This window comes from Neotabrizicola shimadae (genome assembly GCF_019623905.1).
Classification (GTDB): Bacteria; Pseudomonadota; Alphaproteobacteria; order Rhodobacterales; family Rhodobacteraceae; genus Neotabrizicola; species Neotabrizicola shimadae.
The window spans coordinates 414,739-428,723 of sequence record NZ_CP069370.1 but is presented as its reverse complement, the minus strand read 5'-3'; the positions used below and the strand labels follow the sequence as shown (position 1 = coordinate 428,723).

General features: G+C 67.4%; 14 protein-coding genes. 5 read left to right on the top strand and 9 right to left on the bottom strand.

Annotated features, from left to right (window positions below; translation table 11 throughout):
• The first annotated feature begins 77 nt into the window (after positions 1-77).
• The 4 genes from JO391_RS02065 to JO391_RS02050 are packed head-to-tail and all read left to right on the top strand — an operon-like array spanning position 78 to position 4,754.
• Positions 78-1,598: an OpgD/OpgG family glucan biosynthesis protein gene (locus tag JO391_RS02065; RefSeq protein WP_220662557.1), complete on the top strand. Its 1,521-nt coding sequence runs from the start codon at positions 78-80 to the stop codon at positions 1,596-1,598.
• A complete protein-coding gene (locus JO391_RS02060) occupies positions 1,595-1,774 on the top strand; it encodes a hypothetical protein (RefSeq protein WP_220662556.1) in 180 nt (59 codons plus the stop codon). The genes JO391_RS02065 and JO391_RS02060 overlap by 4 nt, the downstream gene beginning before the upstream one ends.
• Positions 1,775-1,777: 3 nt before the next feature.
• Positions 1,778-3,562, top strand: coding sequence for a glucans biosynthesis glucosyltransferase MdoH (gene mdoH / locus JO391_RS02055; RefSeq protein WP_220662555.1), 1,785 nt, complete (start codon positions 1,778-1,780; stop codon positions 3,560-3,562).
• Positions 3,555-4,754, top strand: a complete 1,200-nt coding sequence (locus JO391_RS02050; RefSeq protein ID WP_259444796.1) for an OpgC family protein — start codon at positions 3,555-3,557, stop codon at positions 4,752-4,754. Before mdoH ends, JO391_RS02050 begins: the two co-directional genes overlap by 8 nt.
• A 5-nt stretch (positions 4,755-4,759) precedes the next feature.
• Here the strand turns inward: JO391_RS02050 and JO391_RS02045 are convergent, their stop codons facing one another.
• From JO391_RS02045 to JO391_RS02010, 8 genes are read right to left on the bottom strand one after another with little or no spacing between them, the layout of a single operon-like run.
• Positions 4,760-5,092 (bottom strand): cupin domain-containing protein, encoded by a 333-nt coding sequence (locus JO391_RS02045; RefSeq protein WP_259444795.1) that lies wholly within the window; start codon positions 5,090-5,092, stop codon positions 4,760-4,762.
• Complete coding sequence (locus JO391_RS02040) at positions 5,085-5,753, bottom strand: cysteine hydrolase family protein (RefSeq protein ID WP_220662554.1); 669 nt, start codon at positions 5,751-5,753, stop codon at positions 5,085-5,087. The genes JO391_RS02045 and JO391_RS02040 overlap by 8 nt, the downstream gene beginning before the upstream one ends.
• On the bottom strand, positions 5,753-7,288 hold the full coding sequence (locus tag JO391_RS02035; protein WP_220662553.1) for an ABC transporter ATP-binding protein: 1,536 nt from the start codon (positions 7,286-7,288) through the stop codon (positions 5,753-5,755). Before JO391_RS02035 ends, JO391_RS02040 begins: the two co-directional genes overlap by 1 nt.
• Entirely contained in the window at positions 7,285-7,962 is a 678-nt protein-coding gene (gene biuH, locus JO391_RS02030) for a biuret amidohydrolase (protein ID WP_220662552.1), read from the bottom strand. Before biuH ends, JO391_RS02035 begins: the two co-directional genes overlap by 4 nt.
• A 7-nt stretch (positions 7,963-7,969) precedes the next feature.
• Positions 7,970-8,893, bottom strand: a complete 924-nt coding sequence (locus JO391_RS02025; protein ID WP_220662551.1) for an ABC transporter permease — start codon at positions 8,891-8,893, stop codon at positions 7,970-7,972.
• Positions 8,893-9,987: an ABC transporter permease gene (locus tag JO391_RS02020; RefSeq protein WP_220662550.1), complete on the bottom strand. Its 1,095-nt coding sequence runs from the start codon at positions 9,985-9,987 to the stop codon at positions 8,893-8,895. Before JO391_RS02020 ends, JO391_RS02025 begins: the two co-directional genes overlap by 1 nt.
• Before the next feature lie 10 nt (positions 9,988-9,997).
• Entirely contained in the window at positions 9,998-11,122 is a 1,125-nt protein-coding gene (locus JO391_RS02015; protein WP_220662549.1) for a BMP family ABC transporter substrate-binding protein, read from the bottom strand.
• On the bottom strand, positions 11,119-11,259 hold the full coding sequence (locus tag JO391_RS02010; RefSeq protein WP_220662548.1) for a hypothetical protein: 141 nt from the start codon (positions 11,257-11,259) through the stop codon (positions 11,119-11,121). The genes JO391_RS02015 and JO391_RS02010 overlap by 4 nt, the downstream gene beginning before the upstream one ends.
• On the opposite strand from JO391_RS02010, the gene JO391_RS02005 reads away from it, so the two are divergent.
• Positions 11,258-12,160: a LysR family transcriptional regulator gene (locus JO391_RS02005; protein WP_220662547.1), complete on the top strand. Its 903-nt coding sequence runs from the start codon at positions 11,258-11,260 to the stop codon at positions 12,158-12,160. The two genes, JO391_RS02010 and JO391_RS02005, sit on opposite strands and share 2 nt — an antisense overlap.
• On the opposite strand, the gene atzF is transcribed toward JO391_RS02005, so the two are convergent.
• Positions 12,151-13,938 (bottom strand): allophanate hydrolase, encoded by a 1,788-nt coding sequence (gene atzF / locus JO391_RS02000; protein WP_220662546.1) that lies wholly within the window; start codon positions 13,936-13,938, stop codon positions 12,151-12,153. The genes JO391_RS02005 and atzF overlap by 10 nt on opposite strands.
• Positions 13,939-13,985: the final 47 nt, after the last annotated feature.

The window sequence follows — 13,985 nt, the reverse complement described above, 5'->3', positions numbered from 1 at the left end:
CCTCTCTTGGCCATAAGCGCCCCGGCCTATCCCGGCGCGCCATCCTGCACGTTGCTGCAACTGTCGCTCCTGCTGCTATGCTCGTGCCATCTGTGCTGCACGCGCAAGAAGCAGCCGCGCCGGCCGATGCCGCCGCGCAGCAATTCTCGTTCGACATTCTGACCGACCAGATGCGCGCTCTTGCCGCGCAACCCCATGTGACGGCGCCGCCGCCCGAGGGTTTCCTGGGCGATCTGACCTATGACGAGTATCGTCTGATCCGCTTCCGCGACGACCATGCCCGGTGGAACGAGCCCGACAGCAACTTCCGGCTTGCCGCCTTCCACATGGGCTGGCTCTTCCCCGAACCCGTTCGCATCTACGAGGTCGCGAACGGTGAGGCAGTCGAGATGCGGTTCTCGACCGACGATTTCGAGTACCTCAACGAATTGGCCGAACGTGTGCCGGAACACGCCAGCCTGCCAGGCGTGGCCGGGTTCCGCTTGAACTTCCCGTTGAACCGGCCCGACAAGCTGGATGAGCTGGCCGCCTTTGTCGGCGCCAGCTATTTCCGCGCGCTTGGCCGCAACTCGGCCTACGGGCTGTCTGCCCGGGGACTGGCGCTGAACACCGCCACCTCTCAGGGTGAAGAGTTCCCGCGCTTCTCCAACTTCTACATGGAACGTGGCCCTGCGGGCAGCGAGACGCTGACCGTCTATGCCACGCTGGAAGGCCCAAGCGTCACCGGCGCCTACCGCTTCGTCATCCGCCCCGGCGGCACCACCACGATGGACGTCACGGCACGGCTGTTCTTCCGCAAGGACATCGAGGAGCTGGGTATCGCCCCCCTCACCTCGATGTTCCTGTTCTCGGAAAAGAATCGAGCCAAGTTCGACGACTTCCGCCCGAACGTGCACGACAGCGAGGGCCTGCGCATCCTTCGCGCCGATGGCGACGTGATCTGGCGTCCGCTGAACAACCCGCCGCAACTGTCCGGCAGCTATTTCGCCGAGGTCTCGCCGAAAAGCTTCGGCCTGTTCCAGCGCGACCGCGACTTCCAGAACTATCAGGACACCGGTGCGCGCTACGAACGCCGTCCCTCGCTTGAAGTCGAGATGCTGGGCGACTGGGGCAAGGGCGCCGTCCGTCTGGTCGAAATCCCGTCGGACCTGGAGGCGAACGACAACATCGTCGCCTATTGGGTGCCCGAGGCCAAGGCAATGGCCGGCGACAGCCTGGAATTCTCGTACCGTCTGCACTGGGGCGACCTGCCGCACGACGACACCGAGGCGCTCGCCTTCGTCTATGAAACCCGCGCAGGTCATGGCGGCGTTTCAGGGGTCGAGGCCCAGAAGGGCACCCGCAAGTTCGTGGTGGACTTCAAGGGCGGCCTCGTAGGCCAACTGGACGGCGAGGCTGCGGTCGAACCCGTGGTGACCGTCGCCAATGCCGAGCTTCTGGGTGCCACGATCGAGAAGATCCCCGACAGCGACATCTGGCGGCTCGCCATCGACATATCTGCCGACACCGGCGCCGTGGTGGAGCTTTCGGCCCATCTTGCCGGCTATGACCGCCGCCTCACCGAGCTTTGGCTCTACCAATGGGTCAGTGAAACATGATCGACAGCGACGTTCCGAACCCCGCCGATCTAATCTCTGCGGTGCGCCGTCGTGGCGCCCTGCCCCAGGCCCCGCTCGCCATGCCGGCACAGCGGCTGGAACGCCCGCGCCGTCTCAGCCGGTGGGCGCTTCTGGCCATGGCACTGTGGGGGCGCCCGGCGCGCGCCGGACGGTAACCTGTGGGCAGGCGCCGGTCCAACGCGGCTACGGTCCTGACCCGGACCATAGCGCTGACGGCCAGCTTCCTAGCGTGCTGTGCCGCCTTTCTTCTGTTCCTGCAATTCGGCGCCGGCGACGGGCTGGACCCTATGGACGGTGTACGCGCGGCGCTGATCTTCGTTTCGACCTTCTGGCTGGCCTGGGGTGCCGCGCAGGCTCTGGCGGGGCTGATGACCCGACCACCTCGCCCCGCCACAGACCCCGGACCGATCACGACGCGTACGGTGGTGCTGGTGCCGGTCTACAACGAAGACCCGGTATCCACCTTTGCCCGAGTTGCGGTGATGGATGCTGCCCTGCAAGCGGCGGGCGCCGGCGACAGGGTCGATTTCGCGATCCTGTCCGACACCCGCAATGACCAGATCGCGCAGCGCGAGGCGCACTGGTTCCTGCGCCTGCTGGACGAGACCAGCGGCGACGGCCGCATCTTCTACCGCCGCCGCGCCGACAACCGTGGCCGCAAGGCCGGCAACATCGAGGATTTCATCAAGACATCCGGTGCTGCCTATGACTTCGCCGTCATCCTGGATGCCGACAGCCTGATGGAGGCAGAAACCATCCTGCAGATGATCCGCCGGATGCAGGCCGACCCGCAGCTTGGCCTGCTGCAGACCCTGCCGAAGATCATCAACGCCGGCTCGCGCTTCGGCCGGCTCATGCAATTCTCGGCCTCGTTCTACTCACCGGTCTTCTGCCGCGGCCTTGCGATGATGCAGGGTCGCACCGGCCCGTTCTGGGGCCACAATGCCATCGTCCGGGTGGGCGCCTTCGCCCGCAGCTGCGGCCTGCCCGAACTCCGCGGCGCGCCTCCTTTCGGCGGCCACATTCTCAGCCACGACTATGTGGAAGCAGCGCTTCTGGCCCGCGCCGGCTGGACCGTGCGCGTGGACGACGACCTTCAAGGTTCCTACGAGGAAGGCCCCGAGAACATCGTCGATCACGCCAAGCGCGACCGCCGCTGGTGCCAGGGCAATCTTCAGCACTCCCGCCTTCTGCTGGCGCCCGGCCTGAAACCCTGGAGCCGCTTCGTCTTCCTTCAGGGCATCCTCGCCTATCTCTCCTCGCTGGTCTGGCTGTCCTTCCTTCTGGCCTCGATCCTCGCGCCGCTCTTCATTCCGCCGGTGGATTACTTCCCCATCGACGACTGGCCCTTCCCCGTGCTACCGCCCAGTCGCGCGGCGGATGCGCTTGGCCTCGCGATCGGAATCGTCGGATTGCTCTTTGTGCCCAAGCTCCTGATCCTCCTTGACGCAATTCTGCGCGGCCGGACCCGCGGCTTTGGCGGCGTCCTGCGGGCCGCGCAGTCGGTTGTGGTGGAACTGGTCCAGACATCGCTCGCCGCCCCCGTCTTTCTCATGTACCAGACGCGCTCGGTGCTTCAGGTCGTCTCAGGCTGGGATGGCGGCTGGCCCGCCCAGGTGCGGGGCGACGGCCGCCTGACCCTTGGCCAGGCCTGGGTAGCCAGCCACTGGATCGTGACCTCCGGCACGCTCGGCCTCGCGCTGGCCTGGTGGTTCTCGCCCGCGCTCCTTCCCTGGCTTCTGCCGGTGGCAGGACCGATGGTCCTCGCCCCGGCCATCATCGCCTGGTCCTCTCGTCCTGCCGCAGACGACCTCTTCGCCACGCCCGAGGGTGCTGCCACCTCGACCCTGATTGCCGCGCACCAGCGCCTTCTTGGTAGCTGGCTGGGTGAAGAGGCGACGCACTCTGTGCAGTCCCCCCCCCTGGCGGTAACCCATGCCTGACGGCAGTTCGGGCCTCGCGCCCCACACTGTGCCGGTCGGGGGTATGGCGCTGCCCGGTTCGCGTGGCGCGCCCCGCACAAGGGCACCGCGCGACCTGCGGCTGGATGTGCTGCGCGGGCTCTGCCTGGTGACGATCTTCATCAACCACGTCCCCGGCAACGACTTCGAGGCATTCACGACACGCAACTTCGGCTTTTCCGATGCCGCCGAAGCCTTCGTGATGATCTCGGGCATCGCCGCGGGCCTGGCCTATTCCGCCGACTTTCGCGCGCCAATGAAGCTCTGGCAGGGTCTGACCCGCATCTGGAAACGCTGCTGGACGCTGTATCTCGTGCAGATGCTCGTCACGGTCGCCGCCCTCGCCGCCGCGGCGCTCGCCGTCCGCGCGACCGGCGACATGCGCATCCTGTTCGAAAACCAGATGGGCTGGCTGTGGCACCATCCGCTCGAAACGCTCATCGCCCTTCCGCTGCTGCTGCACCAGTTCGACTACCTGAACATCCTGCCGCTCTACATCCTGTTGCTGCTCGCCTCACCGCTCGCCCTGATCGGCGCCTGGCGCGCCCCATGGCTGACATTTGGCCTGTCGGTGGCGATCTGGGCGGGCTTCGGCATCGCGATGATCGCGCCGCAACTCTGGCCCATGAGCGGCAACTGGTTCTTCAACCCATTCTCGTGGCAGGTGATCTTCGTCACCGGCCTTCTCATCGGCGTTGCCTCGAAGGACGGCCGCCGCTTCGTGCCCGTGCGCCTGTCGCTGCAGATCCTGGCCGGCGGCTACCTTCTCTTTGCGCTGGTCACCTGCCTCTGGCTCGACTTCTCGCGCGGGGTCGGCTCGACGCTGTGGTTCCTGAAGGACAAGGTCGGCGTGCCGTGGCTCTTCACCGATTTCGACAAGAGCTTCCTTACTGCGCCACGCCTGCTGCATATCCTTGCGCTGACCTATCTCCTGTCCAGCCTTGCCGTCGTCCGCCGCATCTGCGCCTCGCGGCTCCTGCATCCGCTTGCCGTGCTCGGGCGCCACGCGCTGCCGGTCTTTGCCTTTGGCAGCATCATGGCGATCGGCCTGCAAGGCCTGCGCCACAGCACCGAACGTGACATCCTGTTGGACGGATTGCTCATCGGCAGCGGGCTGGCCCTGCAATTCGCCTTCGCCTTCGCGCGGGAACACTGGCCGAAACCGGCCCGCTGATCCTGTCAGACGAACTCCACGGGCTTCGCCCACTGGATCAACACGACACAGCCCTTGTCCGACCAGACCCGGTGCACGGATCCCGCGGGATTGAACACCAGCGTTCCCGCAGCATAGGTGCCTCGCTCATCCGACTGACTGCCCTCAAGCACCAGGATCGTCTCCAGCCCGGCATGGCGGTGCGCGGGTACGCCCGCCCCCGGCGCATAGCGCAGCAAGGCCGCCGAAGCCTCGCCGCGAAACAGATGGCTGATCTCAACACCTTCGCGGAAGGGCTCAAAGGTGCAGTCGCGCCAGCCGCCGGCCAGAAAGCCGCACATGTCGAAGCTGTCAGACACCAAGCGCCTCCTGCAATTGATCGCAGGTCGCCGTCCAGCCGACGATGGCACCTTGCGCCCGGATCATCTCCAGCGCCGCCGCCTTGAAGGCCGGGAAGTAGCTTTCCGTCGCATCCTCGACCAGAAGGCATTCAAAGCCCCGGTCATTGGCCTCGCGCATCGTGGTCTGCACACAGACCTCGGTTGTCACGCCAGCAAAGATCAGGCTGCGGATGCCAAGCCGCGCCAGTTCCCCGCTCAAGGGCGTGGCGTGAAACGCGCCCTTGCCCGGCTTGTCGATGACGATCTCACCCGCCACCGGAGCGAGGTCCGCCACGATCTCGGCCCCTGGCTCGCCCGCTATCAGAATCCGCCCCATCGGCCCCGGATCGCCGATCCGCAGCGAGGGCTTGCCCCGGCTGTGCTTGGCCGGAGGGCAATCCGACAGGTCGGGCAGATGGCACTCGCGGGTGTGAATCACCGGCAAGCCGGCCGCCCGCGCCGCCGCGATCAGCCGCGCCGTTGTGGGCACGATGGCCTGCAACACCGTCACATCATTGCCAAGTGCCGCGCCGAAGCCGCCCTCTTCGACAAAGTCGCGCTGCATGTCGATGACGATCAGCGCCGTGGTCGCCGGGTCGAAGGTGAACCCGAAGGGCAGCGCACCGGGAATTTCGGCCATCAGGCATGCCCTCCCATGTGGTGGCCGATGGTGGCGATGTCCGCGCCCTGCCCCGCCGTCTCATAGGCGATGCGCCCTTCCGACATCACCAGAATGCGGTCAGACAGCTCCATCACCTCGTCCAGGTCCTCGCTCATCAGCAAGACCGCCGTGCCGCCGTTCCGCGCCGCCATGATGCGCGCCCGGATCTCGGCCACGGCCGAGAAATCCAGCCCGAAGCACGGGTTCGAAATGACCAGAAGCCGCACCTCGCCCGTCAGTTCCCGCGCGAGCACCGCTCGCTGCACATTGCCCCCGGAAAGCGAGGCTATCGGACTGTCCAGCGAGGCTGTCTTGACCTTGAACGCCTCGACCAGTTTCGCGGCGCTGTCGCGCATCGCGCGGCCATCCAGCCAGAACCTCTGCCCTGTTCCCTTGCGGTCGAAGCTGCGGAAGGCGATGTTCTCGGCCACCGACATCCGGCCTGCGCAGGCATTGCGCAGCGGCTCCTCGGGCAGATACCGCACGGCAAGCGCCTGCGCCTCGGCCCGCGTCGCGTGGTAGGGCCGGCCCTCCACCTTCACCTCGCCCGCCAGAGCCGCGCGCTGCCCGGTCAGCACCTCCATCAGCTCCATCTGGCCGTTGCCGGAAATCCCGGCGATGCCCACGATCTCGCCCGCCTTCACCGACAGGCTGTCGATGGCAATTTCCTTGAGGCCGGACCGGTCGCGCGCGCGCACCCCCTCGACCGAAAGCACTGTCTCCCCCGCCGTGCCGGTGCGCGGCATCGGTGCCCGCGCCGCGCCCGATCCGATCATCATCGCCGCCATGTCGGCATGGCTCAGGTCAGTCACCTTGCCCTGCCCCGCCAGCCGCCCGCGACGCAGCACCGAAACCTCATCGGCAAAGGCCGTCACCTCGCGGAACTTGTGGCTGATCATCAGGACCGAGATTTCGCCCTTTTCGCACAGCCCCCGCACATGGCCCAGAACCTCGTCGGCCTCGTCCGGCGTCAGCACCGAAGTCGGCTCGTCCAGGATCAGGAAGCGCCGGCCAAGGTACAATTGCTTGAGGATCTCCAACTTCTGCTTTTCGCCCGCCGCCAGCCGCGCCACCGGCTGATCCAGCGGAACGCGGAATGGCATCGAGGCCATGAAGGCATCCAGCGCCTTGCGCTCCTTGCCCCAGTCGATCACCGAAGGCGTGTCATGCCGGCTGATCACCAGGTTCTCTGCCGCCGTCAGCGAGGGCACCAGCGTGAAATGCTGGTACACCATGCCCAGGCCAAGCGCATGGGCATCGCGCGGATCGGCCACCTTCACCTCGCGCCGGTCCACCGTCATCTGACCCGAGGTCGCGTGGTAGAAGCCCATCATGCACTTCACCAGCGTGGACTTGCCCGCGCCGTTTTCGCCCAGAAGCGCGTGGAACGATCCCGGCGCAACCGTGATCGACACGTCGTCCAGCGCCGTGAAGCCGCCGAAACGCATGGTCATGCCCAGGGTCGCCACTTCCAGCGCGCCAGGCGGGAAGGGTTCCTCGCCGATGATGCTCATGGCAGCGCCGCGATCAGGCTTGCGCTGTCGCCAACTGCGCCGAAGACGCCGCCCTGCATCGTCACCATCTTCAGCGCCGCCGCGTGGTTGCCCGCATCCGTCGCCCCGCAGCAGTCCGACAGCACCAGGCATTCAAAGCCCCGGTCGTTGGCCTCGCGCATGGTGGTGGACACGCAGACGTCGGTGGTGATGCCGGTCAGGATCAGGTTCTGGATGCCCCGCGTGCGCAGGATCAGTTCCAGATCCGTGGCGCAGAAACTGCCCTTGCCGGGCTTGTCGATGATTGCCTCTCCCGGTTCGGGGTACAGCTCGGGGATGATGTCCCAGCCCGGCTCGCCCCGGATCAGGATCTTGCCGCAGGGCCCGGCATCGCCGATGCCGGCGCCGATCTGCTGGCTCCGCCAGCGCTTGTTGGGCGGCAGGTCCGACAGATCTGGCCGGTGCCCCTCGCGCGTGTGAATGATGTGATAGCCCTTCTCGCGCATCGCGGTCAGCACCGCCTTGATCGGCCCGATGGGGGCCTGGGTCATGCTCAGGTCATAGCCCATCATGTCGACATAGCCGCCCTTGCCGCAGAAGTCGGTCTGCATGTCGATGATGATCAGTGCCGTGTTGTCCGGGCGCAGATCGCCGTTCCAGGGCCAGGCATAGGGGGTCGAGGCAACCGTCATCATGGGGATCTCACTTGGTGATGGACAACTCGCCCGGTGCGCCCGTCATGGCGCGCGTGGGCGAAGAGGTGGCGATCAGCACGCCAAGGGTCAGCACATAGGGCGCAGCGTAGAAGAGGTAGTATCCCTCGCTTACACCCACCGATTGCAGCGCCGGGCCAAGGGCACCGGCGGCACCGAACAGCAGCGCCGCGCCAAAGCAGGCGATGGGGTTCCAGCGCGCAAAGATCACCAGTGCCACCGCCATCAGCCCCTGCCCCGACGACAGCCCTTCGTTCCAGCTGCCCGGATAGTAGAGCGACAGATACGCCCCCGCGACACCGGCAAAGGCCCCACCCACCGCCGTCGCCAGCGTGCGGATCACCGCCGGGCGCAGGCCCATGGCGCGGGCCGCATCGGTGCTGTCGCCCACCACCCGCACGATCAGCCCAACTCGCGTGGCGCGGAACATCCAGGCCATGCCCAGGGCCAGCGCCAGGCCGATCAGGAACAGCACGTTCACCTGCAAGGCCGCCTGCAACTGTGGCACGTCGGTCCAGAACCCGAAGGAGATCGAGGGCAGATCGGGCGCCACTGGCTGGATGAAGGGCTTTCCGAAGTAGAACGCCAGCCCGGTGCCAAACAGCATCATGGCAATGCCAATGGCGATGTCGTTCACCTTGGGCAGCGAACAGATCAGCCCGTGCAGCAGCCCGAAGGCCGTGCCCGCCAGCGCCGCGACCAGCACCCCCGCCCAGGCAGACCCCGTCATCACCGCCGTGGCATAGCCCGCCATCGCGCCAAAGACCAAGGTGCCCTCAAGACCCAGGTTGATGCGCCCTGACCGTTCGGTCAGCACCTCGCCCAGTGATACGAACAGGAAGGGGGTCGACACGCGGATCGCCCCGCCCAGCATGGCAATCGGAATGGCCCACAGGCCCAGGTCGCTATCCATCACCGCCCCCACCGTTCCGGCGCGAACAGGCGGAACCGCCCATAGGCCGTGTCAGACACCAGGATCGCCAGGAAGACAAAGCCCTGCAGCACCAGGATCGTCGCATCCGGCAGGTCCATCCGCCGCTGGATCAGCCCCGACGCCGCATCGAACCCGGCCAGCAGCAAGGCCACCGGGATGATCGCCAACGGATTGTGCCGCGCCAGAAAGGCGATCAGGATGCCGGTGTAGCCATAGCCCGCCGCCAGCGACCCGTTGGCGTTGCCATGTACCGCCGTCACCTCGAAGAACCCGGCAAGCCCGGCAAAGGCGCCCGCAAGCGCGGTGAAGCCCAGGATCAGCCGGCCCACGGGCAGGCCCTGCACCTGCGCCGTCCGCACGTTGCCGCCCGCGATCCGCGCCGCAAAACCCCAGGTCGTGCGGTCGATCAGCACCCAGCTCACCAGGCACCCAAGAAGCCCGGCGATCAGACCCCAGTGCACGTCCATGCCGGGGATGTTGCCCACCCGCAACGTCTCGGCCAGCGGCGCGGTCGAGGGCTTGTTCAGGCTGGCCGGGTCGCGGAACGGACCCTCGACCAGATGGTTCATCAGCGAAATGGCAATGTAGGCCAGAAGCAGGGAGGAAATTGTCTCGTTGACGCCCCGGTACTGGCGCAGTGCCCCGGCAAGGCCGATCCACAGCGCCCCCACCGCCATGGCGGCAAGCGCCATGATCGGCAGCGCGGCGATGGCCGGAACAGCGCCCAGATGCGGGCCGACGGCCCCCACCGCAACGCCGCCCAGAACAATCGCACCCTCGCCGCCGATCACGACCAGACCCAGCCGAGCCGGCAGGGCCACGCACAATGCCGCAAGCAGAAGGGGGGCTGCCCGCGACAAGGTGTTCTGCCAGGAAAAGGCGGATCCGAAAGCCCCCTTCCAGGTGATGGCCAGGAACTCGACCGGCGACTTGCCCTGCGTCAGCAGGAACAGCGCAAAGATCGCGAATCCCGCCGCCAGCGCCACCAGCGGGATCACCACCGCCTCCGACCTTCGCGCCAGCGCGGGAAGCCAGGTCGCCTCCCGTCCTGCGATTGCCACCTGATCCGCCATGTAGGCCTCCTTACGAGGTCGAGCCGATGACGCCTTCGACCAGGTAGTTCATGCTTTCCAGCGCGATGTCGGTTTCCACCTGCACCTGGCCTTCTTCCAGCACGACATTGCCCTGATTGTCCTTCATCGGTCCCTTGAAGACGGCAAAGCCGCCCTTCATCATCTCGGCCAGTGTGGCGTCGAACTGCGCCTTGGCCTCGGGCGTCACTGCCGGACCAAGCGGGGACATCTTGATGTAGCCGTCTGCCAGGCCGCCGCGCTGGAAGTTCTCCAGCGTGCCGCCGTCGATCGCCGTCTGCACCATCTTGGGATAGACCCCGGCCCAGTTCCATTCGGCCCCGGTCAGATACAGTTCCGGCGCCAGCGCCGACTGGTCGGCGTGATAGCCGCAGACATAGGCGCCACGCCCGGCCGCCGTCTCGATCACCACCTTGGGGCTGTCCACATGGCAGGTGATGACATCGCAGCCCGCGTCGCACAGCGCGTTGGTGGCCTCGGCCTCCTTCACCGCCAGCGACCATTCGCCGGTAAAGATCACCTGGCAGGTGATCGCGGGGTCCACCGACCGCGCGCCCAAGAGGAACGAGTTGATGTTCTGCAGCACCTGCGGAATGGGCTTGGCCGCGACGAACCCGATCTTCTTGGTCTTTGTCATGTGGCCGGCCACGATGCCGTTCAGGTACTGGCCCATGCCGATATAGCCGAAATAGCTACCGATGTTCGGCGGCATCCCGTCGGTCCACAGGCCCGCGGCGTGCTCGAACCGCACGTCTGGATACTTCGGTGCCAGGGTCAGGATATGGGGGTCGAAATAGCCGAAAGAGGTCGGGAACAACAGCGTCGCCCCGTCCAGGTTGATCATGGATTCCATCGTCTTCTGTACGTCGATGGTCTCGGGGACATTCTCCTCCTCGATGACGGTGACGCCCTCCATGGCCTTTACCGCGGCCGCGCCTTCGGCATGGGCCTGGTTGTAGCCAAAGTCGTCGCGCGGGCCGACATAGATGAAGCCTACGGTGATCGGCCCGGCAGCCCGCGCCGCAAAGGGCAGGCCCGAAATCATCGTCGCGCCTGAAAGGGCAGCCGCGCCCTGCAACAGGCGGCGGCGGGTCACGGTCTTGAACGGTTGCGTCATGTGGCTCTCCTTGCCGGGAAGGTCGCGCTGCGGTGCGGCATCGACTCGTTGTGAAAACACTTGCGCATCGCACCGATGCTGTCGTCTGCTAACTTCGCAGCATTGCGCTGCATGATTTGCAGCACTGGATCGCCCATGCGCCAACTCACCCCCCTGCAGTTCGTCGAGGCCGTCGCCCGCGCCGGCTCCATCCGCAAGGCGGCCGAAGGCATGGCGCTGACCTCCACCGCACTGAACCGCCGCGTCCTTGCGCTGGAAGAAGAACTCGGCGTGCCGATCTTCGAACGCCTGCCGCGCGGCGTGCGCCTGTCCACGGCTGGGGAACTTCTGATCCATCACCTGCGCAGCCAGGCGGCCGACTTCGAAAAGCTGAAAAGCCAGATCGCCGACCTTGCGGGCGAGCGGCGCGGCCATGTGGCCATCGCCTGCTCCCAGGCCTTCCTGCCCTATTTCCTGCCCGAACAGATCGGCACCTACCGCCGCGACCATCCGGGCGTCACCTTCTCGGTCCGCGTCCGCGACCGCACCGCCGCCGAGGCGGCGCTGGTCGATCACGATGCCGATCTCGCCCTGATCTTCGAGCCGGTGCGGCTGTCCGACGTGCAAATCCTCGGATCGGCCCGCCAGACCGTCCACGCCGTCATGGCCGCCGACCATCCGCTTGCGGCGCGCGACAGCCTGCGCCTGCGCGACTGCGCCGCCTGGCCCGTCGCCCTGCCCACCGCGCAATACGGCGTCCGGCACCTGATCGACCTTGCGCTGGTAAAATCCTCGGTTTCGCTCCGCGTCGCCATCGACGCCGACCACTTCGAATTCCTGCGCCGCTACCCGGTGCAGGAACCGCTCATCTCGTTCCAGATCCCCATCGGCCTCCCGCCCGATGCCGGACCCGAGGGCATCGTCTCCCGCCCTCTCGATCCTCGCGACGTGCCCGAAGGGCGGCTCTATCTGTGCCAGCTGCGCGGCCGCACCCTGCCGGTGGCGGCGGCCAAGTTCGCGGCCCAGATCGCGCGCGCGCTGGACGCCCGCTACGACTGAGCCGCCCGATAGGCCCGCCAGCCGCCAAACCGGGTGATCTCTTCCGCCCCGGCCAGCGCATGGGCCTCGCACAGGAAGCCCGTCACCTGCGCGCCATCCTCCAGCGTGACCTTGCCCACGCCCAAGGGCGCCGGAATCGCCGCGACAAAGGCGCCGAAGGCCGCCGCCGGCAGGGCCCAGACCTCCACCGCCAACCCCGGTCCCTGGAAGCCTGGCTCGAACACCATGCCAGGCTTGGGCGGCACCGTCCCGGCCAGCGCATACAGCCGGTACCCCGGAGCCGTCCGCGCCTCGCGCAGCAGAAACCCGCCTGGCCCGGTCAACTCGCGGTTCAAGGGCATCCCCGTCAGATGCGCGCCCACCACGCAGATCGCCAGCATCCCCTCTGGCACGCCCGGCACCGGCGCGGGCGGCACTTCCGCCGCCCGGTCTTTCCCCATGCCGCAGCCCGCCGCCGCATGCATCGCCGCGGCAAAGGGCGCCAGCGCATCGTCGCTGAAGGCCGGCCCCACCAGCGTCACCCCACCCGGCAGGCCGGACGCCCCGAACCCCGCCGGCACGGCAATCGCGGCATAGCCCAGAAGGTTGGCAAAGTTGGTGTAGCGCCCGAACTGGCTGTTCTTCGCCACCGGATCGGCCAGCATGTCGGCCACGGTATGCGTGGTGGGCGCGGTCGGAAGCAGAAGCATGTCCACCGCCTCCCAGACCGGCGCGACCGCCTTGCGCAATTCTTCCAGCCGGTAGCGCCCGCGGAACGCCTCCACCGCCGTCTTGCCCTTCGCGCCCTCGATGATCTTGCGAACCGTCGGGTCGAAATCCTCGGCGTTGGTCTCCAGGAACCCTTCCACCGCCGCCAGCCGCTCCGCCACCCAGGGCCCGTCGTACAGAAGCGCCGCCGCCTCGCGGAACGGCGCATAGTCGAAGGGCACCACCACCGCGCCCAATGCCTCGGCCCGCGCAATCGCCGCGTCATACAGCGCCTCGACCTCGGCATTGCCGTAGAACTCGCGCTCCGCCCCCGCCAGCACACCGATCCGCGGCCGCGGCGGCAGCGGCGCCGGCACCGTCTGGCGCGAGAAGGGATCGCCCGCGTCCGGCCCGTCCATCACGCGGCGCACCGCCACGCCGTCTTCCACCGATCCGGCAAAGACCGTCACCACATCCACCGACCGACAGGCCGGAACCACGCCCGTATTCGGCACCCGTCCCGGCGTCGGCTTGATCCCGACCAGGTTGTTGAACGCCGCCGGCACCCGCCCTGACCCCGCCGTGTCCGTCCCAAGCGCAAAGCAGCATAGCCCCGCCGCCACCGCCACCGCAGACCCCGAGGACGACCCGCCCGAGACATAGTCCGCGTTGAACACCGACCGCGGCGCGCCATAGGGCGACCGCGTGCCGTTCAGCCCGGTGGCAAACTGGTCCAGGTTGGTCTTGCCGACGACGATCGCCCCCGCCGCGCGCAGCCGCGCGACCACCGCCGCATCCGCCGCGGGGTCATAGGCAAAGGCCGGGCAGGCCGCCGTGGTCGGCAGCCCCGCCACGTCGATGTTGTCCTTGACCGCGAAGGGCACGCCCCACAGGGGTTTGCCCTCCGGCCCCTCTGCCATCACGGCGCGCGCCGCCTCACGCAGATCGTCGTCGGCCACGGTCGAGATGAACACCGCCGGATCGGCCAGCGCCGCCCTCCGGGCGATCACCTCCTCGATCACGTCCAGGGGCGTCGCACCTTCGGCATAGGCCGCGCGCAGGGCCGGCAGGGTCAGCATCAGGGGCAGCATCGCGAATCCTCCATCCCGCCCACAACGGTCCGGGCGCGTCTCGACCC